At 59.2% G+C, this 21529-nt stretch carries 22 protein-coding genes; 14 read left to right on the forward strand and 8 right to left on the reverse strand.

The annotated features are described in order from the left end of the window. The first annotated feature begins 5 nt into the window (after positions 1-5). The 5 genes from exbD (at position 6) to RGV06_RS15385 (ending at position 5813) form a co-directional block, all read left to right on the forward strand. On the forward strand, positions 6-431 hold the full coding sequence (exbD, locus tag RGV06_RS15365; RefSeq protein ID WP_019828186.1) for a TonB system transport protein ExbD: 426 nt from the start codon (positions 6-8) through the stop codon (positions 429-431). Then, positions 428-1174 carry a TonB family protein gene (locus RGV06_RS15370; protein WP_019828185.1) on the forward strand — a complete coding sequence of 249 codons (747 nt, stop codon included), beginning with the start codon at positions 428-430 and terminating at the stop codon, positions 1172-1174. The genes exbD and RGV06_RS15370 overlap by 4 nt, the downstream gene beginning before the upstream one ends. Before the next feature lie 160 nt (positions 1175-1334). After that, positions 1335-2255, forward strand: coding sequence for a hydrogen peroxide-inducible genes activator (locus tag RGV06_RS15375; protein WP_019828184.1), 921 nt, complete (start codon positions 1335-1337; stop codon positions 2253-2255). Between the two features lie 8 nt (positions 2256-2263). Beyond that, positions 2264-4339: an ATP-dependent DNA helicase RecG gene (gene recG, locus RGV06_RS15380; protein ID WP_322150395.1), complete on the forward strand. Its 2076-nt coding sequence runs from the start codon at positions 2264-2266 to the stop codon at positions 4337-4339. A 79-nt stretch (positions 4340-4418) separates the two neighbouring features. Then, positions 4419-5813, forward strand: coding sequence for an aminoacyl-tRNA deacylase and HDOD domain-containing protein (locus tag RGV06_RS15385; protein ID WP_322150396.1), 1395 nt, complete (start codon positions 4419-4421; stop codon positions 5811-5813). A 62-nt stretch (positions 5814-5875) separates the two neighbouring features. Here RGV06_RS15385 and RGV06_RS15390 read toward each other — a convergent pair whose 3' ends face one another. The 4 genes from RGV06_RS15390 to RGV06_RS15405 form a co-directional block, all read right to left on the reverse strand. Next, a complete protein-coding gene (locus RGV06_RS15390; protein ID WP_019828180.1) occupies positions 5876-6256 on the reverse strand; it encodes a hypothetical protein in 381 nt (126 codons plus the stop codon). Between the two features lie 191 nt (positions 6257-6447). Further along, entirely contained in the window at positions 6448-6723 is a 276-nt protein-coding gene (locus RGV06_RS15395) for an HU family DNA-binding protein (protein ID WP_016782719.1), read from the reverse strand. Positions 6724-6912: 189 nt separating this feature from the next. Beyond that, complete coding sequence (locus RGV06_RS15400; protein WP_322150397.1) at positions 6913-8061, reverse strand: NAD(P)/FAD-dependent oxidoreductase; 1149 nt, start codon at positions 8059-8061, stop codon at positions 6913-6915. A 39-nt stretch (positions 8062-8100) separates the two neighbouring features. Next, on the reverse strand, positions 8101-8268 hold the full coding sequence (locus RGV06_RS15405) for a rubredoxin (protein ID WP_003437744.1): 168 nt from the start codon (positions 8266-8268) through the stop codon (positions 8101-8103). 203 nt (positions 8269-8471) lie between these two features. On the opposite strand from RGV06_RS15405, the gene RGV06_RS15410 reads away from it, so the two are divergent. Next, the gene (locus RGV06_RS15410) at positions 8472-9035 is read left to right on the forward strand and encodes a chorismate--pyruvate lyase family protein (RefSeq protein ID WP_019828177.1); all 564 of its coding nucleotides are present in this window, start codon (positions 8472-8474) and stop codon (positions 9033-9035) included. Next, positions 9035-9925, forward strand: coding sequence for a 4-hydroxybenzoate octaprenyltransferase (gene ubiA, locus RGV06_RS15415; RefSeq protein ID WP_046809336.1), 891 nt, complete (start codon positions 9035-9037; stop codon positions 9923-9925). The genes RGV06_RS15410 and ubiA overlap by 1 nt, the downstream gene beginning before the upstream one ends. Before the next feature lie 154 nt (positions 9926-10079). Here the strand turns inward: ubiA and RGV06_RS15420 are convergent, their stop codons facing one another. Beyond that, the gene (locus RGV06_RS15420; RefSeq protein ID WP_322150398.1) at positions 10080-12461 is read right to left on the reverse strand and encodes a penicillin acylase family protein; all 2382 of its coding nucleotides are present in this window, start codon (positions 12459-12461) and stop codon (positions 10080-10082) included. Between the two features lie 40 nt (positions 12462-12501). Next, positions 12502-13086, reverse strand: a complete 585-nt coding sequence (locus tag RGV06_RS15425) for a DUF6436 domain-containing protein (RefSeq protein WP_322150399.1) — start codon at positions 13084-13086, stop codon at positions 12502-12504. A gap of 108 nt (positions 13087-13194) precedes the next feature. On the opposite strand from RGV06_RS15425, the gene RGV06_RS15430 reads away from it, so the two are divergent. Further along, positions 13195-14136, forward strand: coding sequence for an alpha/beta hydrolase (locus tag RGV06_RS15430; protein ID WP_046809339.1), 942 nt, complete (start codon positions 13195-13197; stop codon positions 14134-14136). 34 nt (positions 14137-14170) lie between these two features. Here RGV06_RS15430 and RGV06_RS15435 read toward each other — a convergent pair whose 3' ends face one another. Further along, a complete protein-coding gene (locus RGV06_RS15435; RefSeq protein ID WP_322150403.1) occupies positions 14171-14923 on the reverse strand; it encodes a hypothetical protein in 753 nt (250 codons plus the stop codon). A 152-nt stretch (positions 14924-15075) separates the two neighbouring features. Here RGV06_RS15435 and RGV06_RS15440 point away from each other — a divergent pair, with 152 nt between their 5' ends. The 3 genes from RGV06_RS15440 (at position 15076) to RGV06_RS15450 (ending at position 17003) form a co-directional block, all read left to right on the forward strand. Then, on the forward strand, positions 15076-15711 hold the full coding sequence (locus RGV06_RS15440) for a 2OG-Fe(II) oxygenase (RefSeq protein WP_322150405.1): 636 nt from the start codon (positions 15076-15078) through the stop codon (positions 15709-15711). Beyond that, on the forward strand, positions 15708-16199 hold the full coding sequence (locus RGV06_RS15445) for a DUF523 domain-containing protein (RefSeq protein ID WP_019828169.1): 492 nt from the start codon (positions 15708-15710) through the stop codon (positions 16197-16199). Before RGV06_RS15440 ends, RGV06_RS15445 begins: the two co-directional genes overlap by 4 nt. Before the next feature lie 90 nt (positions 16200-16289). Then, entirely contained in the window at positions 16290-17003 is a 714-nt protein-coding gene (locus RGV06_RS15450) for a carbonic anhydrase (protein ID WP_019828168.1), read from the forward strand. Positions 17004-17091: 88 nt separating this feature from the next. On the opposite strand, the gene RGV06_RS15455 is transcribed toward RGV06_RS15450, so the two are convergent. Beyond that, a complete protein-coding gene (locus tag RGV06_RS15455) occupies positions 17092-17727 on the reverse strand; it encodes a hypothetical protein (RefSeq protein WP_019828166.1) in 636 nt (211 codons plus the stop codon). Between the two features lie 345 nt (positions 17728-18072). Between RGV06_RS15455 and coxB the strand changes: the two genes are divergently transcribed. From coxB to RGV06_RS15470, 3 genes are all read left to right on the forward strand, one after another. Beyond that, a complete protein-coding gene (gene coxB, locus RGV06_RS15460) occupies positions 18073-19197 on the forward strand; it encodes a cytochrome c oxidase subunit II (RefSeq protein WP_322150408.1) in 1125 nt (374 codons plus the stop codon). Between the two features lie 82 nt (positions 19198-19279). Further along, on the forward strand, positions 19280-20869 hold the full coding sequence (ctaD, locus tag RGV06_RS15465; protein ID WP_322150410.1) for a cytochrome c oxidase subunit I: 1590 nt from the start codon (positions 19280-19282) through the stop codon (positions 20867-20869). 82 nt (positions 20870-20951) lie between these two features. Then, entirely contained in the window at positions 20952-21524 is a 573-nt protein-coding gene (locus RGV06_RS15470; protein ID WP_019828162.1) for a cytochrome c oxidase assembly protein, read from the forward strand. Positions 21525-21529 lie beyond the last annotated feature (5 nt).

A 21529-nucleotide genomic window follows, 5' to 3' on the forward strand; every position in this document is an offset into this window, starting at 1 on the left:
CGGCCATGGGCCTGCATTTAAAAGAAGGCGATGACGATCTCGCCGAGAACCATGAAATCAACGTCACCCCGTTTATTGACGTGATGCTGGTACTGCTGATCATCTTCATGGTGGCAGCACCGCTGGCCACTGTGGATATCAAGGTTGACCTGCCAGCTTCAACTGCCAAACCGGCGCCTCGTCCCGAGAAACCCGTGTTCCTCAGCGTCAAGGCTGACCAGCGGCTGTATCTGGGCGAAGAACCGGTCACGGTTGAAGCGTTGGGCCCGACCCTGGATGCCAGGACCCACAACAACAAAGACACGACGATCTTCTTCCAGGCCGACAAGGGCGTGGACTACGGTGACTTGATGAGCGTGATGGATGCTTTGCGCGCAGCTGGTTACTTGAAGGTGGGTCTGGTCGGACTTGAGACGGCAGCCAAGAAATGACCATAGCGCGCCAAAAGATGACGCGTTACGCAACCAGCCTGGCCGTGGTATTGGGTGTCCATGCAGTGGCAGTGATTCTTGCCCTGCAATGGTCCAACCCGCGCGCGATCGAACTTCCGCCGCAAGCGATGATGGTTGATCTGGCACCACTGCCGGCACCGCCTCCTCCTGCGCCGCCAAAAGTGGTGACACCGCCACAACCGCCGGCGCCAGTGGAAGAGTTGCCGATACCCAAGCTGGCCGAAGCGCCCAAGCCGAAGATCTCTGTACCTAAACCGGTCAAGCCCAAGCAAAAGCCTCAGCCGCCCAAGCCTGTGGAAAAACCGGATCCGGTCAAAGAGAAACCTTCCGAAGAGAAACCCAGCGACGCGACGCCGACCAAGAACACCAGTGAGAAATCCGCTGCACCGGCCCCGGGGCCGTCTGCGCAACAACTGGCAGCCAAAGCCAGCTGGGAAGGCACCTTGCTCAGTCACTTGGGCAAGTACAAGAAGTACCCGCCTGCTGCGCAATCCCGTGGCAAGGAAGGTCTGAACCGTCTGCGCTTCGTAGTGGATGCTGAAGGCAAGGTACTGTCCTACGAGTTAGTCGGACGTTCCGGCAATGCTGATCTGGACCGGGCCACCCTGGAAATGATTCGCCGGGCACAGCCATTGCCCAAGCCGCCGCCCGAGATGCTGACCAATGGCAGCATCGAGATCGTGGCACCCTTCGTTTATTCCATCGATAAGCGTCGGCGATAACACCGCAAAGGGCACCTCAGGGTGCCCTTTGTGCATCTGCGAGCAAGATAAATCAGCCCTGCCTTTGATTAGCGACTGTAGCTCTTGGGGCAATGTCTGATAACGTGCGTCTATCGATTGCAGCCGCTATGCTTGGCCCGCAACCACAGGGACGCACGCTATGACGCTTACAGAATTACGCTACATCGTTACCCTCGCCCAAGAGCAACACTTCGGTCACGCGGCCGAACGTTGTCACGTCAGCCAGCCGACCCTTTCGGTGGGTGTGAAAAAACTGGAAGACGAACTCGGTGTGCTGATTTTCGAGCGCAGCAAAAGTGCGGTACGCGTCACTCCGGTCGGTGAAAGCATCGTGGCTCAGGCCCAAAAGGTGCTGGAGCAGGCCCAAGGGATTCGCGAGCTGGCACAGGCCGGCAAGAATCAGCTGACGGCCCCTCTCAAGGTCGGCGCGATCTACACCGTGGGCCCGTACCTGTTCCCGCACCTGATTCCACAACTGCACCGGGTTGCCCCGCAGATGCCGTTGTACATCGAAGAAAACTTCACCCACGTGCTGCGTGACAAACTGCGCAACGGTGAGCTGGACGCGATCATCATCGCGCTGCCGTTCCAGGAAGCTGACGTCCTGACTCTGCCGCTCTATGACGAGCCGTTTTACGTGCTGATGCCCAGTGAGCACCCGTGGACCAAAAAAGAGACCATCGACGCCAGTCTGCTCAACGACAAGAGCCTGCTGTTGCTGGGCGAAGGTCACTGCTTCCGCGATCAGGTCCTTGAAGCATGCCCGACCGTTGCCAAAGGCAATGATGGCGCCATGCACACGACGGTTGAGTCCAGTTCGCTGGAAACCATCCGCCATATGGTGGCGTCCGGTCTGGGTATCTCGATCCTGCCGTTGTCTGCCGTGGACAGTCACCATTACGCTCCCGGCATCCTGGCCGTGCGCCCGTTGACCCCACCGGTGCCGTTTCGAACGGTCGCCATTGCCTGGCGTGCCAGCTTCCCGCGGCCCAAGGCAATTGAAATCCTTGCCGACTCGATCCGCCTGTGTTCGGTGGCCAAGCCGCCTGCCGCGAAGTAAGTCTGCCGATGACCGAGTTGTCGAAAGTGTCGGTCACCGCGCTCAAGGGCGTGGGCGAGGCCATGGCCGAGAAACTGGCCAAGGTCGGACTGGAAAACGTCCAGGACGTATTGTTCCATCTGCCATTGCGCTATCAGGACCGAACCCGCGTGGTGCCGATTGGTGCCTTGCGGCCTGGTCAGGATGCGGTGGTTGAAGGGCGGGTCATCGGTGCTGATGTGGTCATGGGCAAGCGTCGCAGCTTGCTGGTGCGCATCAACGACGGCACCGGCGGCCTGAGCCTGCGCTTCTATCACTTCAGTAATGCGCAAAAGGATAGCCTCAAGCGCGGCACCGAAGTGCGCTGCTATGGCGAGGCCCGGCCCGGGGCGTCGGGTCTGGAAATCTACCACCCCGAATACCGCGCCATTACCGGTGACGAGCCGCCGCCTGTCGATACCACGCTGACGCCGATTTATCCCACCACAGAAGGCCTGACCCAGCAGCGCTTGCGCCAGCTGAGCCAGCAGAGCCTGGCCATGCTCGACCCGCGCAGCCTGCCCGACTGGTTACCGCCGGAGCTGGCCAAGGATTACCAGTTGGCCCCGCTGGATCAGGCCATTCGTTATTTGCATCAGCCTCCCGCCGATGCCGATGTTGAAGAACTCGCCTTGGGCCATCACTGGGCACAACACCGCCTGGCCTTTGAAGAGTTGCTGACTCATCAATTGTCCCAACAGCGCTTGCGCGAGAGCTTGCGCTCCCAGCAGGCGCCAGCATTGCCCAAGGCTACGAAACTGCCGGTGCAGTTTCTGGCCAATCTGGGCTTCCCGCCGACGGGAGCCCAGGCTCGGGTCGGCAACGAAATCGCCTATGACCTCAGCCAGCCCGAGCCCATGCTGCGCCTGATCCAGGGCGACGTAGGGTCCGGCAAGACGGTGGTGGCGGCGATGGCTGCCCTGCAGGCCCTTGAGGCGGGGTATCAGGTGGCATTGATGGCACCGACGGAAATCCTCGCCGAGCAGCACTTCATTAACTTCAAGCGCTGGCTGGAGCCTTTGGGGCTTGAAGTCGCCTGGCTGGCCGGCAAACTCAAGGGCAAGGCCCGCGTGACGGCGATGGAGCAAATTGCCAGTGGCGTACCCATGGTTGTGGGCACCCATGCGTTGTTTCAGGAACATGTGCAGTTCCACAATCTGGCGCTGGTCATCATCGATGAGCAGCACCGCTTCGGCGTGCAGCAGCGCCTGGCACTGCGCAACAAGGGCGTGGGCGGCGTGATGTGCCCGCACCAGTTGATCATGACCGCGACCCCTATTCCGCGCACCCTGGCCATGAGCGCTTACGCCGACCTCGACACCTCGATTCTCGACGAACTGCCGCCTGGCCGCACCCCGGTCAACACCGTGCTGGTGGTCGATACGCGACGAATCGAAGTGATTGAGCGGGTGCGCGCTGCCTGCGCCGAGGGGCGACAGGCCTATTGGGTCTGCACCCTGATCGAAGAATCCGAAGAGATGACCTGTCAGGCCGCTGAAACCACCTTCGAAGACCTTTCCAGTGCCTTGGGCGAGTTGCGCGTCGGCCTGATCCACGGGCGCATGAAAGCGGCTGAAAAAGCGGCCGTCATGGCCCAGTTCAAGGCCGGCGAGTTGCAGTTGCTGGTGGCGACCACGGTTATTGAAGTGGGCGTCGACGTGCCCAATGCCAGCCTGATGATCATCGAAAACCCTGAGCGGCTGGGCCTTTCACAGCTTCACCAGTTGCGTGGGCGTGTAGGCCGGGGCAGCGCCGCAAGCCATTGCGTGCTGCTGTATCACCCGCCACTGTCGCAAATTGGCCGCCAGCGTCTGGGCATCATGCGCGAGACCAACGACGGCTTTGTGATCGCCGAAAAAGACCTTGAACTGCGCGGCCCCGGAGAAATGCTCGGCACCCGCCAGACTGGCCTTTTACAATTCAAGGTTGCCGACCTGATGCGCGATGCCGACCTGCTGCCCGCCGTGCGCGAGGCGGCCCAAGCGTTGATTGAGCGCTGGCCCGGCCATGTCAGTCCTTTGCTGGATCGATGGCTGCGTCACGGTCAGCAATACGGGCAGGTGTAAAACACCATTCAGTAAATGCCCCGGCTGCCGATCTAGTAACGGCTTATCAAATTTGAGTTGTACAGAACGGATGCAGATCATGACTGAAGTTGCCAGCGCCCCTGCCGTTGCGAGCACGCCGTCTGTTATCGGGCGCTTGCTCGGTGACTTGGCCATCGCCTATCGCGAAGTCCCTGATCACCCGGCGCTCGATCCTGCGCGCAAGGTCCAGGCCGTACTGCTCGATGACTCGGTCGGCATCCTGATGGTGCTGTTCACGCAGAGCCATTTGCTGGATTTGAACCGTCTGGCTGACTTGATCGGGCGCCGCATGACCGCCCTTGCGCCCGATCGCCTCCAGACCCTGCTCGACAAGCAGGGCCTGAGCCTGTTGCCGGGCCTGCCCGCGCTGATCAACTCGCCCTGCCTGTACGAAGAGCAATTGCTGCAACAATCCACGCTGCTGATCAGCGCCGGTGAACCGGGGCAGTTGCTCGAAATTACCCGGGAAGACTTCAAACGCCTGCTCAAGAACGCCAGCGTGGGTGGTTTTGGCGAGCCCCTGAGTGCGATCAAACTTGATTACGCAGGGGACGACGGCGAGGCCATTACCCGAGCCGTCCAGGCATTCACGGCGCGACGGATTCAGCAGCGGCTTGAAGCCACCATCGAGTTGCCGCCGCTGGCAGAGAGCGTGCGCAGAATCATGCGGCTACGGTCCGACCCCGAGGTCACCATCGATGAGATCACCAGTGTTGTCGAAACCGACCCGGCACTGGCGGCACAAGTCATGAGCTGGGCGTCCTCGTCGTACTACGCGTCACAGAGCAAGATTCGCTCGGTCGAAGATGCCATTGTGCGGGTGCTGGGGGTCGATCTGGTGATCAACCTGGCGTTGAGCCTGTCGCTGGGCAAGAGCCTGAGCCTGCCCAAGGACAATCCTCAATCGAGTACGCCCTACTGGCAGCAGTCGATCTACACCGCAGCGGTGATTGAAGGGCTGACCCGCGCCATGCCTCGGGAACAACGCCCTGAAGTCGGCATGACCTACCTGGGCGGGCTGTTGCACAACTTTGGTTACTTGTTGCTGGCCTATGTGTTTCCGCCGCATTTTTCGCTGATTTGCCGTCATCTTGAGGTCAACCCCCACGTCAGCCACAGCCTGATTGAACAGCACTTGCTGGGCATCAGCCGTGAGCAAATGGGAGCCTGGTTGATGCGGTTCTGGGGGATGCCTGACGAGCTGGCGATCGCGGTGCGCTTTCAACATGATCCGGCTTACATCGGCACAGATGCTGCGTACCCGAATCTGGTGTGTCTTGCGCTGGGGTTACTGCGAAATCACGGCATTGGGCACGGTGCGAGTGCCCCGATACCGGATGCGCTGTTTGAGCGTTTAGGTGTGACCCGCGACAAGGCCGAAGCGGTGGTCAGTAAAGTGCTGGAGGCTGAAGTGTTACTGCGCGAGATGGCGGCGCAGTTCGGTCAGGCCTGAATCACTGAAAGCCCACCCTAGCCCTCTCCCGGAGGGAGAGGGTTGGGGTGGGGCTCTGGACCTTAAGCCTTGGCTTTTTTACGCGGCTTGAGGTATTTGGTCAGGCCCTGGAACCAGATCACCAGCGCCGGGTTGCCCTTGATCTGAATCGACTTGTCCTGAATCCCGGTCATGAACGCCAGTTGCTTGTTCTTCGCTTGCAGCGTGGCGAAGCCGTAGGCGGCATCTTTAAAGGCGATGGCAAACGCAGGCTCCGGATACAGGCCGCCGTGGCTGATGATGCGCTGGTTTTTGACCTTGAAATGACGAGCCACTTTGCCGTCGAGGGTTTGCAGCTGGAACACCAGATCCTTGTCAGCCAGTTGCTGCGCAAAGGCGGGGTTCTTACGGCTGGCTCTGCTCATTAGAAAGCCCAGCATCCAGAGCAGAAAACGAAATTTCATGTACGCGGCCTCGGGGGAATAAAAAAATGGCCGGCGCAGTTTAACGATTTGAGCGAAGAACGCTATATATCTGCAGGTATGGGCGTAGATGGGGTAGGTTTTGCCGCTTATGGCCGCACAATCGATCCGTTTGCAGTCAAGAATGGGCCGCTAGCATCGCCAGCTTGCCCATTCTTCATGTCGCCAGTGCCTTAAGGATTAACGCTGTCCTTGAGGAATTTGCCCGGCTTGAACGCGACCGTGTTGCTGGCCTTGATGGTGACCGGCTGACCGGTTTGCGGGTTTTGTCCGGTACGGGCACCGCGATGACGCTGAATAAAGGTACCGAAGCCGACCAGCGTGACGCTGTCTTTGCGATGCAGGGCCTGGGTGATTTCTTCAAGCACGGCATTGAGTACGCGGTTGGCTTGTTCTTTGGTGAGGTCGGCCTTTTCAGCAATAGCGGCGGCGAGATCTGGTTTACGCATGATGAAGCCTCTTTGACGGTTTTTTGTTGTTATGTCCGTGCTGCTCTCTACGGAGCAGCGCCCAAGGCGCCGCAGGCTCTAAACTGCGGCAGACCGGTGTGAGGATGGCACGCGGCCAAGGCCGGCGCCAGCCTTCGCACAGGCTTTGTTGAGCCAAGGCAGTGCCATATCCGACAGAGTGCGCAGTGTTTACGCCAAAAGTGCAGGCAGCTCTTTGTTCAGCGCGAGTTTTTCGCGAACGGCTTCGCCGGTCAGGGCATAACCGAGCAATTTGCCATCCGCGTCGCGGCACAACGCCTTGATATCTGCTCCCTGGCCTTCCACGGTCCACACGCCGTCGCAGCCGCGTGGAACAGGAGACACCACCAGCGGGCAAACCGGGGTCTTGACGGTGATGGGCATTGCCCCGTAATTGACCGTCGTCGGGTTGCCTGCCAGCGTTTGAGCCAGTGCGCGAGCACACGTCATGAGCGGCATCACGTACAACAGATTCAAGCCATCGACCTCGGCACAGTCACCCAGCGCGTAGATGTTGGGGTGCGAAGTTTGAAGCTGGCGATCCACCTCAATCCCGCGATTGACCTTGATCCCGGCCGCGGCTGCCATATCAATGCGTGGGCGCAAACCGATGGCTGACACGACGACATCACACGGGACTACGCTGCCATCCGACAAATGCGCATCCAGTCCTGCATCGGTGCGTTGCAGGCGAGTCAGGACCGGGCCCAGGTGAAAGCGTGCGCCCAGGCTCTCGAGGCCAGCCTGCACCGCCGCCGCGGCAGCAGCAGGCAACAGGGTTGGCATCACTTGCTCGCAAGGCGCCACCAGATCGACCTCATATCCCCCCGCGATCAAGTCATTGGCAAATTCGCAACCGATCAACCCGGCCCCCAGGATCAGTACCCGGTGCTTGCCTGCCGCGGCTTCCCGAAAGCGCGCGTAATCTTCAAGATCATTGATCGGGAAGATGGCGCCCTGGGCATCGCCCTCCACTGGCACCTGCACCGTTTGTGCGCCCCATGCCAGGACCAGGTCGCGATACGGCACGGCCTCTTCGCCGATCCACAATTGCTTGTGGCCAGGATCGATTCCGCTGATACGGGTGTGGGTGCGTACCTGGGCCTTGAGTTGCTCGGCCATGGCCTGGGGCGTTGCCATGCTAAGACCATCGGCTTCCTTGTTCTTGCCGAAGCCGGTGGACAGCATGGGCTTGGAGTAGGAACGGCCGTCATCGGCGGTGATCAGCAGCAGCGGGGTTTCGCTGTCCAGCTTGCGAAACTCGCGGGCCAGGTTATAGCCAGCCAGCCCGGTACCAACGATCACGACAGGTGCGTTCATTCCAATCTCCAAAGGGTGAATCAGGTTTTAAAGGGGCGATCAGTTGATTTCAATCATCTCGAAATCCATTTTGCCGACGCCGCAGTCCGGGCACAGCCAGTCTTCTGGCACGTCTTGCCACAGGGTGCCTGGGGCGATGCCATCGTCCGGCCAACCGTCGGCTTCGTTATAAATCAGTCCACATACAATGCATTGCCACTTTTTCATCGGGGTACTTCCTAAAGGTTCAGGCTTGGACGAGACCACAGACTTCTAAAGACCCGCCGTGTTGCTCGTCAAATTCAGGGCGTTTTGTACTGATGACCACCGGCAGATGCAAGCACCAATACTGCCAAAGGGCCCAAGGCCGCTCAATCAAGGACCAGCGTGATAAGCTCGCCGACCTCAATGGCTGCCAATTATGACCCACTGTGCCGCACATAACTTCTGCGCTTGTCTCCCCCGTCTGGCTTGAGCAAGGCCAACTTCGCGCCCTGCCTGACACACACACGTTCGACTGGCTGTTTGATGAGGGCTCACTGACCCGGCGTCTCACTGCGATTTCAGACGATTCCTTCAGCGTTCAGCCACTTTTTGAAGGCTGGCAAGAGTTGCGCCCTGACGAATGTGCTGCGCTTGACCTGCCCGAGGGCATTCAGGGCTGGGTACGTGAAGTGTATTTGCGAGGGCACGGCCAGCCGTGGGTGTTTGCCCGCAGCGTGGCGGCCAAAAGCTCGCTGGAGGATGGCGGCCTGAACATGGATGAACTCGGCACCCGTTCATTGGGCGAGTTGCTGTTTAGCGATCAGGCCTTTGAACGCGGCGCGCTGCAGGTGTGTCACTACCCGCGCCACTGGTTACCACTGGCCGACCAGGCCGATCACCTGTGGGCCCGCCGCTCGCGCTTTGTGCGTGGCGCACTGAGTGTGTTGGTGGCCGAAGTGTTTTTACCCAAACTGTGGGCCGCCCTCAGTGCCCGGTCGGAGAACAACTGATGTACTTGCGCCTGCTCAAATCACTCAACCGCCTCAACCCTCGTGCCTGGGACTTCATCCAGCTGACCCGTATGGACAAACCCATCGGCATTTACCTGCTGCTGTGGCCGACTCTGTGGGCACTGTGGATTGCCGCTAAGGGTGTGCCCTCGCTGAGTAACCTGCTGATCTTTGTCTTCGGCGTGATCCTGACGCGAGCGGCGGGTTGCGTGATCAACGACTTTGCCGATCGCAAGGTGGATGGGCACGTAAAACGAACGGAACAACGGCCGATGGCCAGCGGAAAAATCAGCAGCAAAGAGGCGTTGGTGTTTTTTGCCTTGCTGATGGGGCTCAGTTTCCTGCTGGTGCTGTGCACCAATGCGCCAACCATCTGGTTGTCATTCGGCGCACTGGCGCTGGCTGCCACTTACCCGTTCATGAAGCGCTACACCTACTACCCGCAAGTGGTACTGGGTGCTGCATTCTCGTGGGGCATACCGATGGCGTTCACGGCCGAAACCGGCAGCCTGCCCGCTGCGGCGTGGTTGCTGTACATCGCCAACCTGTTGTGGACGGTGGGCTACGACACCTACTACGCCATGACGGACCGTGAAGACGACCTGAAAATCGGTGTCAAATCCACTGCGATTCTGTTTGGCGATGCCGATCGCGTGATCATCCTGAGCTTGCAAGGCCTGGCCCTGGGCTGTCTGCTGCTGGCAGGTTCGCACTTTGAGCTGGGGGGCTGGTTCCACCTCGGCCTGCTCGGTGCGGCGGCGTGCTTTGTGTGGGAATTCTGGTACACCCGCGACCGTGATCCGCAGCGCTGCTTTAAAGCTTTCCTGCACAACCACTGGGCAGGCTTATCGATTTTTGTGGGGATCGTGCTGGATTACGCACTGCGCTAGCCAAAAGTGATGTGTCGCCGCTGAGGAGCGCAGCGACCGTAAACCCTCCATCCGGGTTTTCCTGAGACGGTGCAGTGTCCGGTTTTCGACGGCTACGCCGCCGAACGCAGCCTCGCTGCGCTCTTCAGCGGCTACAGAACATTTGCCACCCAACTCACCGCACCGGTATCAGCCGCAAGGTGCTGCGGGTGTTGAGCTGGATTTCGGCTTCATCCATATGAGGCTTGTCGTAGTCCCCTTCGATGTAGGACTCGGCCTGATCCCGGTAGTGTTTGTCGAAGGGCACGCCGCTTTGCCCCACCGGGTTAATGGTCAACCCGTGGGCCGGGTCGGCAAAGTCGATCAGGCGCCGTGTTGATGGGCCGTAGGTCACCGGCCACGGTGCGTTGCCGAGTTTGGCGCTAAGGTTGTTCGGCACTTCGTGGCTACCGGGGGCGGCGAAGGGGCCGACATTGAACAGCCAGTCCAGAGGCTTTTGTCGCCCTAGCGGGTGCTCGTGGGTCAGGGTGTGGGCGCGGCCCCAGCGCCATTGCCCGGGGTCGTCGCCCAGGACGGCCTTCAAGTGGGCAATGCTGGCCTGCCAGGCCACTTTGACCGTGTCAGCGCGGCTCTCTTTTTGCGGTGTCGTGCGGTTGTCCCACCACGGTGAGTCCGGGGTTGCAGCCAAGCGCGGCAAGGCGCTATCGATCACTCGGGTCGTTAGCATGGTGTCAAAAAAGGCATCGCCCAATTTATCGCGCATGGTGGCTTCAGTGAGGCTGTACAAGAACTGGTTGAATACGGTGGCGGCAGTCGAGTCCAGCGGGTAATCACCTTTCCATTGCGCCAGTTGCTCCACCAATCGACGTTCGGCCGGATCGCTGACCACGTCGCGCAGTACCGGCAACAGGGGTTTGAGCACACGCTGGCCGTAGTCGGTGGCGGTACCCAGTTGCAGGGCCTGACTATTTTTCAGGTTCCACTTCACGCTGTTATCGCTGAGCTGGCGATTTAGCTGCTGGCCACGGTCCGCCAGATTGTAGTAACCGGGAATCTCGATGCCAGCAGGCGATAGCGGCTGGAAGTTGGCCGACACGATATAGCCTCGTGCCGGGTTTTCTTCCTGGGGGTTGGCGCTGAACGGGTAGAAACCGTCCTTGTCAGCCTGGTTGGTGCTGCCGTCCAGAATGAATGCCGGATTAACCCCAGCCGGGCGCTTGGGCAACTGGGCTGCTGCCCACCAGCCAATATCGCCCTGGGTGTTGGCCCACAACAGATTGAGCCCCGGTGCTTGAATAAGGGTCGCGGCCGTTCGCGCCTTGCTCAGACTGTCTGCACGGTTGAGCTGGTAGAAGCCTTCGAGGATCGGATTTTTCGTCTCCAGAAAACCCCACCACATCGCAATCGGCGTGTTACCCGCCGTTGCGCCCAGCACGTCGTTGATGATCGGCCCGTGAGGCGATTGGCGTAGTGTGAGCGTGACCGGGGCCTGGCCTTTGACGGCAATCTGTTGCTCGGTACTGGTCATGTTGACCCACTGACCGTGGTACCAGACCTGATCGGGATTCTCGGGGTTGGTCTTCTCGGCGATCAGGTCCAGATCGTCGTTCTGGAACATGGTCAGGCTCCAGCCGAAGTCGCGGTTGTTGCCCAAAAAGGCGAACGGAACCAAGGCCTGGTGGTAGCCGTACAGCTCAAAATCCGGTGCCGAAAGTTGGGCTTCGTACCATACCGATGGCGCCGAAAAGCGGATATGCGGGTCGCCTGCCAGCAGCGGTTTGCCACTTTGGGTGCGTTTGCCCGCGACCACCCATGCATTGCTGCCCTCAAATTGCGGTAAACCTGCCTGGCTCAGGGCCTGATCACTGAGTTGGGCCAGCGCGCCCAGGGTTTTCCAGTCGCTGGCCGCCAGTGCCGGGGCCAATACGCCCTGGGGTTGCCAATCGAGGTCAAAGATTTTCAGGTAGTCGTTGCCCAGTTGATCGCGCACATACGTCAGCAACGGTTCGGTCCTAAAGGCGGCAGCAAAGCTGTAGGCCATGTACCCGGCGACGCTGATGGTATCTTCGGCGGTAAAGGGCCGTGGGGTGATGCCCAGAAGGTCGAACTCAACGGGGTTGGTGTTGTTGGCCTGATACTGATTGATCCCGTCCAGATACGCCTGCAAGGCCAAAAAAGCCGGGGACTGAGTATCCAGTTCAGTCAGGTAACTGGCCGCCCGATCGCGGATGCGCAGACTGCGAAACAATTTGTCGGTATCGACCAGCTTGGGTCCCAGCACCTCGGCCAACTCGCCCCGAGCCAGACGCCGCATGATCTCCATCTGAAACAGCCGGTCCTGGGCCTGCACATAACCAAGGGCGCGGTACAGGTCAGCCTGGTTTCCCGCCCGAATATGCGGCACCCCCCGTTCGTCATAACGCACCGTGACCTGCCCTTGAAGTGCAGTCAGTTCGACTTGGCCCTGGCGTGTCGGCAGTTTGCTTTGCACGTACCAGAACCCGCCGCCTGCCAGGGACGCAACGACTAGGGCAATGATGGTCAGGCTGCGTTTCATGGAACTACTCCTTGTTCGGCTCATGTACGCCGCAACGCTATCAACGCGCGGTGTGATCGTCCTGCCACGAGCAGTAACAGCCCACGGCCATGGTGTGGGTGGCCTTGACCGGGCGGCCTTCGCTCAGGGCTTGCAGGATCGGCTCGATAAAGCTGTTGCTGGCGTTGCAGGTGGCGCCTTCGCTGTAAGGGCCGAAGTAGGCCAGTTGGCCGCTACGGTCCCAGATGGCCACGGCCGGGCTAGCGCTCAGGCGCTCGGCGCCGGGCAGGTTGGCCAAGGGTTTGATCGCGCCCAAGGTGGATGGCAATTGGCCTTGGGTGCCGGCCTTTTGCACGGAATAGAATTCGACGCCTTGCGGTACGTAATGGGCCAGCAGTTCGCTGAGATGCTGCTGGTTACCCACATTGCACGGGCAGGCCGGGTCCCAGAAGTGCACCACGCGAATGGCGCCCGGGCCGGACAGTTCGGCGGGCAGGCTCAGTACGTCGCCTGCAAATAGCGCTGTTTGATCGCTGAAGGCGCGAATGTAGCGGCCCTGAAACCAGTCATAAGCGAGCCACAACCCCACTGAGCAGATCAGCGTCAGCAGACAGGCCAGCAGGGTTTTCAACGTGGGCACCGGCATGCAAAAGCTCCTTGAAGGTCGCGTAGCTTGCCATGCCTGACCTGACAGATGAATATCGATGGTCTATAAAGCCTGTTTTGCGCTCGTGCGCCCTGTCTGGAAGCCCTTATGCCTGCCCCGTTTGCCCCCGATACCTTGCGCGCCAGCTTAAAGCCGTTGGTGGCGGGTCAGCCGTTATCGAGAGAGGGTCTGGCATATCAGCACTTTTATGGGCTGGATTTTCCTCAGCGTCAGGCGGCGGTCAAACGTCAGTTGGGGCGCTTTAGCGCGGAGGGCTTCGAACTGGTGAGCCAAGTGTGGTGGCCCGACGCTCCGCCAGTGGCAACCCTGTTTGTGATTCACGGTTTTTATGACCACATGGGGCTGTATCGGCATGTGATCGAGTGGGGGTTGAACCGGGGATTTGTGGTGATTGCCTGTGACCTTCCGGGGCATGGGCTGTCGAGTGGCGAGCGGGCCAGCATCGACGATTTCGCGCAGTACCAGGCGGTGCTGCAAGGGTTGTTTATCGAGGCGCAATCGTTGCAATTGCCGCAGCCTTGGCACCTGTGCGGGCAAAGCACGGGAGGGGCAATCGTCCTCGATCACTTGCTGAATCACGGCGAACAAAGCCCGGCTCAGGGTCAGGCCATTTTGCTCTCGCCGCTGGTTCGGCCCAAAGGCTGGGGCTGGTCAAAGTTCAGTTATTACTTACTGCGCCCTTTCGTCAGCGGCATTGCCCGGCGCTTTAGCGAGAACTCCAACGACCCGGATTTTCTGGCGTTTCTGCAAGCCGATCCGCTGCAGCCGATCCGTTTGCCAACAGCGTGGGTGGGGGCGCTGGCGCGCTGGATTCCGCGTATTGAAGGTGCATCACCGAGTGTGCGCCAGCCGTTGGTGATTCAGGGTCAGGCCGATAAGACGGTGGATTGGCAACATAACCTTGAAGTATTGAAGACCAGGTTCAAGCAGCCGCAGGTGCTGTTACTGCCTGAAGCACGGCACCATCTGGCGAATGAAACCGCAGAAATACGTGCTCAGTATTTCGCCTTTCTGGATACGTTTTTTTGAAGTTGGCAGTGATCCTGAAGGTGCGGTTGTAAGGCTACTGGGTCAGGTTTGAAGTACTTTGCCCGACCGCTAGCCCGGCGCGGATCGCGGCCAGAGCCGCCTGGTAATAGGTTTTACCTTCAGGGGATTCAGCAAAGGTGACGAATTCTTCCAGTTCCGGGTCAGACAGGTCGCGATACACGTAGAGCAACGTGTTATCCAGCTCACCTGCGATCTGGTCCATCAACCGCTGGCGCTGGCCATTCAACATGCTTTGGGCCTGACCGCCCCCCAGCAACCCCGGGATCATTGAGCTCAAACTGTCAGCGGCAACGCCCGCAATGGCCAGGCTGACTTCCGCCCCGGCTTCACGGGCAGGCAGTGCGCGGGATAAATGATTGATCAGCAGTTGACGGGTGGCGCTGGCTTCCATGCGTGGCAAGCCTTGCGCGTGCTTGGCCAGTTGATCGCGGCGGGTGGCCAGCAGTTCGGCGGCCACGATCTTGCGGCCCAGCGGTGACTGAAAAAAGCTCAGGGCAGGATTTGGATCGGGCAGGTTTTTGCGCATCTGGTCCCTGGCCCGTTTGTCCATCGCCTCAGGGGCAAAACGCTGGTTACTGTTGTTGACCAGAGCCTGGTAGACCGCAGGCGGCAGATTGTTGCTGTAGCGCTGCTGAGCGGCGCTCAGGGCATCATTGAAATGCGCGCGTTGCTGCGGCCAGCCGGCGACCGTAAACAGATCATCAAGGTTGTCTGCCCATGCGGGTAACGTACAAAACATCATTAACAGTAAAAACAAGCGGCGCATGAGGGGCTCCTGTCTGCAGGGCGCTATTGTCCGGGTGTGGCGTAGGACTTGTCGAGAATTCGTCTCGCTCTAATGGGCTTTAAATGCGCAGGTGAAATTTTTCGACGTTGCCAGCCAGACGGAGCTGTCAGATTTTGAGGCGGCTCGATACTATGCGCGCCATGCCAATCCCCTCTGATCACCCGCTGTTTCTACGCATCGTCGACGACCTGTACGCACAGGGATGGTCACAGCAAAATATTTTCCTGCCCGAGGCTTTGACCCTCGAGCTAGCGGCTGAGTGCCATAAACGTTCTGTTGAAGGTGAACTCACTCCCGCAGCGGTTGGACGCGGCCTAACGCAGGAGGTTCGAGAGGGTATACGCGGTGACCATATCCAATGGCTGGAACCGGGAGAGGCGCTGGCCTGTGACAGTTATCTGGAGCTAATGGAAAGCCTGCGAGTCGCCATGAATCGCAGGCTTTTTTTGGGCCTGGAGGACTTTGAAAGCCACTTCGCGCTGTACCCCCCCGGCGCGTTCTACCTCAAGCATCTGGACCGTTTTCGCGACGACGACAGACGCATGGTGTCGGCCGTGGTGTACCTCAACCAGAGCTGGCTGCCCGAGCACGGTGGACATTTGCGCATGTACCTCGACGGAAATGTCGACTATGACGTGCTGCCTATAGGCGGTTGTCTGGTGGTATTCCTCTCAGGGGAGATCCCTCACGAAGTGATGCCTGCGACCCGTGATCGACTGTCGTTGACCGGTTGGTTTCGCCGTCGTGCCACCGAGATATTTCTATGAGCCACAAACTGTTGATCAGCCGCTGCCTGCTGGGCCATCCCGTGCGCTACGACGGCGGAGCCAGCGGTCCGTATGCACAATTGGCCCAATGGCAGGCTGAAGGCCGGGTCGTTGCCTTGTGCCCGGAAGTGGCGGGAGGGTTGCCGACTCCCCGTGCACCGGCGGAAATACCCGGCGGCCAAGGGGTCGATGTGCTCGCGGGCAGAGCACCGGTGATGACCGCCGAAGGCGAGGATGTGACCGAAGCGTTTGTATCGGGTGCCCAGCAGGCGCTGGAGTTGGTGACGCAGCACGGTATCCGCATTGCTATCCTCAAGGCCAACAGTCCGTCTTGCGGCAATTTGCTGACCTATGACGGCAGTTTTGGCGGCGTTAAGGTCGAGGGGCAGGGCGTGACGGCGGCGTTGTTGATCCGGGCGGGCGTTCAGGTGTTCAGTGAACTGGAACTGGAAGACGCGGCACAGGCGCTGGCAGCCCTGGATTTGTAGTCCGTTGCTGAAAGTTGCTACGGGTTGTGTATTTTCAGCAGGATTTGAGTTCAGGTAACATTCGTCTCCACTTTGCCCAGGGATATACCGATGACTGACAAGCCTAAACCACAGCCCTCGGCCGCGGCTGAAAGTGCTGATACAGCACTGCACCACATCGTTGATGGCTTTCTGCACTTTCATCACGAAATCTTCCCTGAACAAGAAGCCTTTTTCAAAAAACTCGCCACGGCACAAAGCCCGCGTGCGATGTTTATCGCCTGCGCCGATTCGCGAATCGTGCCGGAGCTGATCACCCAAAGCGCGCCGGGTGATTTGTTCGTGACCCGCAACGTTGGCAACGTTGTGCCACCTTACGGTCAGATGAATGGTGGTGTTTCGACAGCCATCGAGTACGCGGTACTGGCACTGGGTGTGCAGCACATCATCATTTGCGGGCATTCCGATTGCGGTGCGATGCGTGCAGTGCTCAACCCCGCCAGCCTGAAAAAAATGCCGACGGTAAAAGCCTGGTTGCATCATGTTGAAGTGGCCAAGACCATGGTGCAGGACAACTGTAACTGCGCCAACGAGGCCGAAAGCATGCACGTGCTGACCGAAGAGAACGTGATCGCCCAGTTGCAGCACTTGCGCACGCACCCGTCGGTGGCATCACGCATGGCCAACGGGCATCTGTTTATTCATGGTTGGGTGTACGACATCGAAACCAGCCAGATCAAGGCCTACGACGCCGACAAGGGCGCCTTTCTGCCACTGGATGGCACCAACCCGATCCCGAGTGCGACGCCTAAAGCGCGGTTTTAAACAGCATGACCTGTGGGAGCGAGCCTGCTCGCGAATGGCCTTCGCGAGCAGGCTCGCTCCCACAGCTGAAGTCTTCCTGCAACCACTGTTACAGCGCCAAACCAACGCCCAATTGCTTGGACAGGCATGGCCAGCGTTTCCAGGCTGCGCCGGTCTCTGGGCTGGTCAGGCGCTCGCGGTAGGCTTCGACCGACTCCAGGGCGAAGCTCTCGTCGTTAAGCATCAGGTCAACAGCGTGATGCACGGCAGCGTCCAGTTGGTTGGCAAAGTCTTCGCCAATCAATTGATGGGCAATCAGATTGGCCACGGTCATGTCCAGCGGGATCAACGGCTGCTGGAAGTGCTTGATGTAGAGATCGTTGACCTCTTCAACCAGGCGATGCGCCAGGTAAGCCTCGTCCAGCAAACCCTCAAGCCCTTCGTGGCCAGTGAGCAGGGGCAGTGGCTGAGCAAAAAACTGTTCGGCGATTTTCAGTATCGGCTTGATTTGCGATTCGATACCGGCCTCGCGAGCGACCTCATTGGCCGCATCCAGCAGGTCGGGTACCTGGTCGATATAGGCGCTGACGAAACGCGTCATCACCAGATTGCGGTCGACTTCAGGCAGTTGAATGGCGGTGTGAAGGTGTGGCAATTGAGCGGCCAGATGCTTGGCGAGCAGGCCCGTTTCGGCCTCATGTTCTTGGGCACGCGAGATCTGCACGCGGATGGCGGCGGTGTTCATTGGAACTCCAGGGGGGTGCTAGGCAGGGAATTACTTTAAAAGTAGCCCTCCTCAAGTCAAGGAGTGCCTTTTTTTCAGGGGGAGTATTGTTATTCATTTTATGACCGGGCAGTGAGTGCCATTTGTCGATGGGGCTTATTTCATTGTTTTTACCCCTCGCATTGCGGGGTTGGGCTCGGTGTCTATACTCGTTTTTGTAACCGTTTTTCGATGACGCCCGACTGCTTGAGCAGACGAGGCTCGGCGGTAAGAGTTCGCAGGTTTTAAAACCGCCCCCTTGTAGCGCTGCCCGTTTCACAGATGCAGACCGGCGCAATAACAAGAAAAATAAAGGGGAGCACCGCGATGCGACATCCACATCTATGGATGGGCTTGCTGTTGTGGTCAGTGTTCGGCCAGGCTCATGCGGCCTGGACCGTGAACATGTCGCCTGGGGCGACGGAAGTCAGTCATGCGGTTTTCGATCTGCACATGATCATCTTCTGGATCTGTGTGGTGATCGGCATCATCGTCTTCGGTGCTATGTTCTGGTCGATGATTGTTCACCGCCGCTCCACCGGACAGGTGGCGGCCAAGTTTCATGAAAGCACCACGGTCGAAATTCTCTGGACCGTCATCCCCCTGGTAATCCTGATCGCGATGGCCGTGCCTGCGACCAAAACGCTGATCAATATCTACGACAGCAGTGAGTCGGATGTGGACATCCAGGTCACCGGCTATCAGTGGAAGTGGCATTACAAATACCTGGGCCAGGACGTCGAGTTCTTCAGCAACCTGTCCACTCCTGCCGATCAAATCCATAACCAGGCCCCCAAGGGCGAGCATTACCTGCTCGAAGTCGATGAGCCGCTGGTGCTGCCCATTGGCGCCAAAGTGCGGTTTTTGGTGACCTCGGCCGACGTTATCCACTCCTGGTGGGTACCTGCCTTTGCGGTCAAGCGTGACGCCATTCCGGGCTTTATCAACGAGGCCTGGACCCGGGTCGAGAAGCCCGGGATCTATCGGGGTCAATGCGCCGAGCTGTGCGGCAAGGACCACGGGTTTATGCCGATTGTGGTCGATGTCAAAACTCGTGCGGACTACGACGCCTGGATGACCGAGCGCAAGGCCCAGGCTGCACAGCTCAAGGAGCTGACCAGCAAGGAATGGACCCTCGACGAGCTGGTGGCCCGTGGGGACAAGGTCTATCACACCGCCTGCGTGGCCTGTCACCAGGCCGAAGGCCAGGGGCTGCCGCCCATGTTCCCTGCGCTCAAGGGCTCGCCGATTGCCATCGGCCCAGCCGCCGATCACCTGCACCGCGTGTATTTCGGCAAGCCGGGCACGGCCATGGCCGCCTTCGGCAAGCAGCTGTCCGAAGTCGATATCGCCGCCGTCGTGACCTATGAACGCAACGCCTGGGGCAACAACAAGGGCGACATGGTGACGCCAAAAGACGTGCTGGCGCTCAAACAGGCAGAAGGCAAGTGAGCCGCTCAGTGATGTGCGCACGCGACGGTCGGGGGCAATCTGCCGCCGGCTTCTTGGTCCAGCTGTTAGCAGGAGTCAGGACATGAGTGCTGTTATCGATGACCACGGACATGCAGACGGTCAGGCCCATGGTCCGGCCAAAGGCCTGATGCGCTGGGTGTTGACTACAAACCATAAAGACATCGGCACCTTGTACCTGTGGTTCAGCTTCTGCATGTTCCTGCTCGGCGGTTCGTTCGCCATGGTCATTCGCGCCGAGCTGTTCCAGCCCGGTCTGCAGATTGTGGCCCCGGCCTTTTTCAACCAGATGACCACCATGCATGGGCTGATCATGGTGTTCGGCGCGGTGATGCCGGCGTTCGTCGGCCTGGCCAACTGGATGATTCCGTTGATGATCGGCGCACCCGACATGGCTTTGCCGAGGATGAACAACTTCAGCTTCTGGCTGCTCCCCGCAGCGTTCCTGCTGCTGATTTCGACCTTGTTTACTGCAGGCGGCGGGCCAAATTTCGGCTGGACGTTCTATGCGCCGCTGTCCACAACGTATGCACCCGAAAGCGTAACGTTCTTCATATTTGCTATTCATTTGATGGGCATTAGTTCGATCATGGGCGCGATTAACGTGATCGCCACCATCCTCAATCTGCGTGCCCCCGGCATGACCTTGATGAAAATGCCGCTGTTTGTCTGGACCTGGCTGATCACGGCTTTTTTGCTGATCGCAGTAATGCCCGTGCTGGCAGGCGTGGTGACCATGATGTTGATGGACATTCACTTCGGCACCAGTTTTTTTAACGCGGCAGGGGGAGGGGACCCGGTCTTGTTCCAGCATGTGTTCTGGTTCTTCGGCCATCCCGAGGTCTACATCATGATCCTGCCGGCATTCGGTGCTGTGAGCGCGATCATTCCGACCTTCTCGCGCAAGCCCTTGTTCGGCTACACCTCGATGGTCTACGCCACGGCCAGCATCGCGTTCCTGTCGTTCATCGTGTGGGCGCACCACATGTTTGTGGTCGGGATCCCCTTGGTTGGCGAGCTGTTCTTCATGTACGCAACGTTACTGATTGCGGTGCCGACCGGGGTCAAGGTGTTCAACTGGGCCAGCACCATGTGGCAAGGCTCGCTGACCTTTGAAACCCCCATGCTGTTCGCCGTGGCCTTTGTGATTCTGTTCACCATTGGCGGGTTTTCTGGGTTGATGCTGGCCATTGCCCCTGCGGACTTCCAGTACCACGACACCTATTTTGTGGTGGCGCATTTCCACTATGTGCTGGTGCCGGGGGCAATCTTCGGGATCTTCGCCTCGACCTACTACTGGCTGCCGAAATGGACCGGCCACATGTACGACGAAACCTTGGGCAAGCTGCATTTCTGGCTGTCGTTTGTGGGCATGAACCTGACCTTCTTCCCGATGCACTTTGTGGGCCTTGCGGGCATGCCGCGACGGATCCCGGACTACAACCTGCAATTTGCCGACTTCAACATGGTGTCGTCGATTGGCGGATTCATGTTCGGTGCAACGCAGTTTCTGTTTCTGTTTATCGTCATTAAATGCATTCGCGGCGGCCCGAAAGCACCGGCCAAGCCGTGGGACGGTGCCGAAGGCCTGGAGTGGAGCGTGTCTTCACCGGCGCCGTATCACACCTTTACAACGCCGCCGGAGATCAAGTGAACATCCAAAAGCTCCTCACCCCAACCCTCACCCTTCGGGAGAGGCCTAGGGTGAGGGGCTTTTGCTCTAGAGGAGATTGGGTGTGAACAACTCAAAGCCGATCAAACGCCTGGTCCTGCGCCTGTCATTGATGGTGGTGGTGATGTTCGCCTTCGGCTTCGCACTTGTGCCGATTTACGACGTGATGTGCAGGGCCTTCGGTATCAACGGCAAAACCGCCGGGCAGTACGAAGGTGAGCAAGTGGTGGACCCGAGTCGTCAGGTGAAGGTGCAGTTTTTGTCTACCAATGCCATCGACATGGTGTGGGAGTTTTACCCCAAGGGCGATCAGTTAGTGGTCAACCCGGGCTCGGTCAACGAGATGGTCTTTGTGGCCTACAACCCCACCGACCACCCCATGTCGGCGCAAGCGGTGCCGAGTATTTCTCCCGCTGAAGCGGCCCAGTACTTTCACAAAACCGAGTGTTTTTGCTTTACCCAACAGGTGCTGCAACCGGGTGAACGGATCGAAATGCCGATGCGCTTTATCGTCGATCGGGCCATGCCCAAGGATGTGAAACACCTGACGCTGGCTTACACGCTGTTCGACATCACCGCTCGCCATCCGCCCGTCGCCGCTATCGCTGGCAAGGACGCTGACCAGCCTTCCCGATAAGGAGA

This window comes from Pseudomonas sp. CCI3.1, from assembly GCF_034313985.1.
In the GTDB taxonomy this organism is placed as follows: domain Bacteria; phylum Pseudomonadota; class Gammaproteobacteria; order Pseudomonadales; family Pseudomonadaceae; genus Aquipseudomonas; species Aquipseudomonas psychrophila.

Bases quoted from the DNA above. Each gene is read 5' to 3' on its own strand.
- exbD (WP_019828186.1), top strand. From the start codon at position 6: ATGGGCCTGCATTTAAAAGAAGGCGATGACGATCTCGCCGAGAACCAT.
- RGV06_RS15370 (WP_019828185.1), top strand. From the start codon at position 428: ATGACCATAGCGCGCCAAAAGATGACGCGTTACGCAACCAGCCTGGCC.
- RGV06_RS15375 (WP_019828184.1), top strand. From the start codon at position 1,335: ATGACGCTTACAGAATTACGCTACATCGTTACCCTCGCCCAAGAGCAA.
- recG (WP_322150395.1), top strand. From the start codon at position 2,264: ATGACCGAGTTGTCGAAAGTGTCGGTCACCGCGCTCAAGGGCGTGGGC.
- RGV06_RS15385 (WP_322150396.1), top strand. From the start codon at position 4,419: ATGACTGAAGTTGCCAGCGCCCCTGCCGTTGCGAGCACGCCGTCTGTT.
- RGV06_RS15390 (WP_019828180.1), bottom strand. From the start codon at position 6,256: ATGAAATTTCGTTTTCTGCTCTGGATGCTGGGCTTTCTAATGAGCAGA.
- RGV06_RS15395 (WP_016782719.1), bottom strand. From the start codon at position 6,723: ATGCGTAAACCAGATCTCGCCGCCGCTATTGCTGAAAAGGCCGACCTC.
- RGV06_RS15400 (WP_322150397.1), bottom strand. From the start codon at position 8,061: ATGAACGCACCTGTCGTGATCGTTGGTACCGGGCTGGCTGGCTATAAC.
- RGV06_RS15405 (WP_003437744.1), bottom strand. From the start codon at position 8,268: ATGAAAAAGTGGCAATGCATTGTATGTGGACTGATTTATAACGAAGCC.
- ubiA (WP_046809336.1), top strand. From the start codon at position 9,035: ATGTACTTGCGCCTGCTCAAATCACTCAACCGCCTCAACCCTCGTGCC.
- RGV06_RS15420 (WP_322150398.1), bottom strand. From the start codon at position 12,461: ATGAAACGCAGCCTGACCATCATTGCCCTAGTCGTTGCGTCCCTGGCA.
- RGV06_RS15425 (WP_322150399.1), bottom strand. From the start codon at position 13,086: ATGCCGGTGCCCACGTTGAAAACCCTGCTGGCCTGTCTGCTGACGCTG.
- RGV06_RS15430 (WP_046809339.1), top strand. From the start codon at position 13,195: ATGCCTGCCCCGTTTGCCCCCGATACCTTGCGCGCCAGCTTAAAGCCG.
- RGV06_RS15435 (WP_322150403.1), bottom strand. From the start codon at position 14,923: ATGCGCCGCTTGTTTTTACTGTTAATGATGTTTTGTACGTTACCCGCA.
- RGV06_RS15440 (WP_322150405.1), top strand. From the start codon at position 15,076: ATGCGCGCCATGCCAATCCCCTCTGATCACCCGCTGTTTCTACGCATC.
- RGV06_RS15445 (WP_019828169.1), top strand. From the start codon at position 15,708: ATGAGCCACAAACTGTTGATCAGCCGCTGCCTGCTGGGCCATCCCGTG.
- RGV06_RS15450 (WP_019828168.1), top strand. From the start codon at position 16,290: ATGACTGACAAGCCTAAACCACAGCCCTCGGCCGCGGCTGAAAGTGCT.
- RGV06_RS15455 (WP_019828166.1), bottom strand. From the start codon at position 17,727: ATGAACACCGCCGCCATCCGCGTGCAGATCTCGCGTGCCCAAGAACAT.
- coxB (WP_322150408.1), top strand. From the start codon at position 18,073: ATGCGACATCCACATCTATGGATGGGCTTGCTGTTGTGGTCAGTGTTC.
- ctaD (WP_322150410.1), top strand. From the start codon at position 19,280: ATGAGTGCTGTTATCGATGACCACGGACATGCAGACGGTCAGGCCCAT.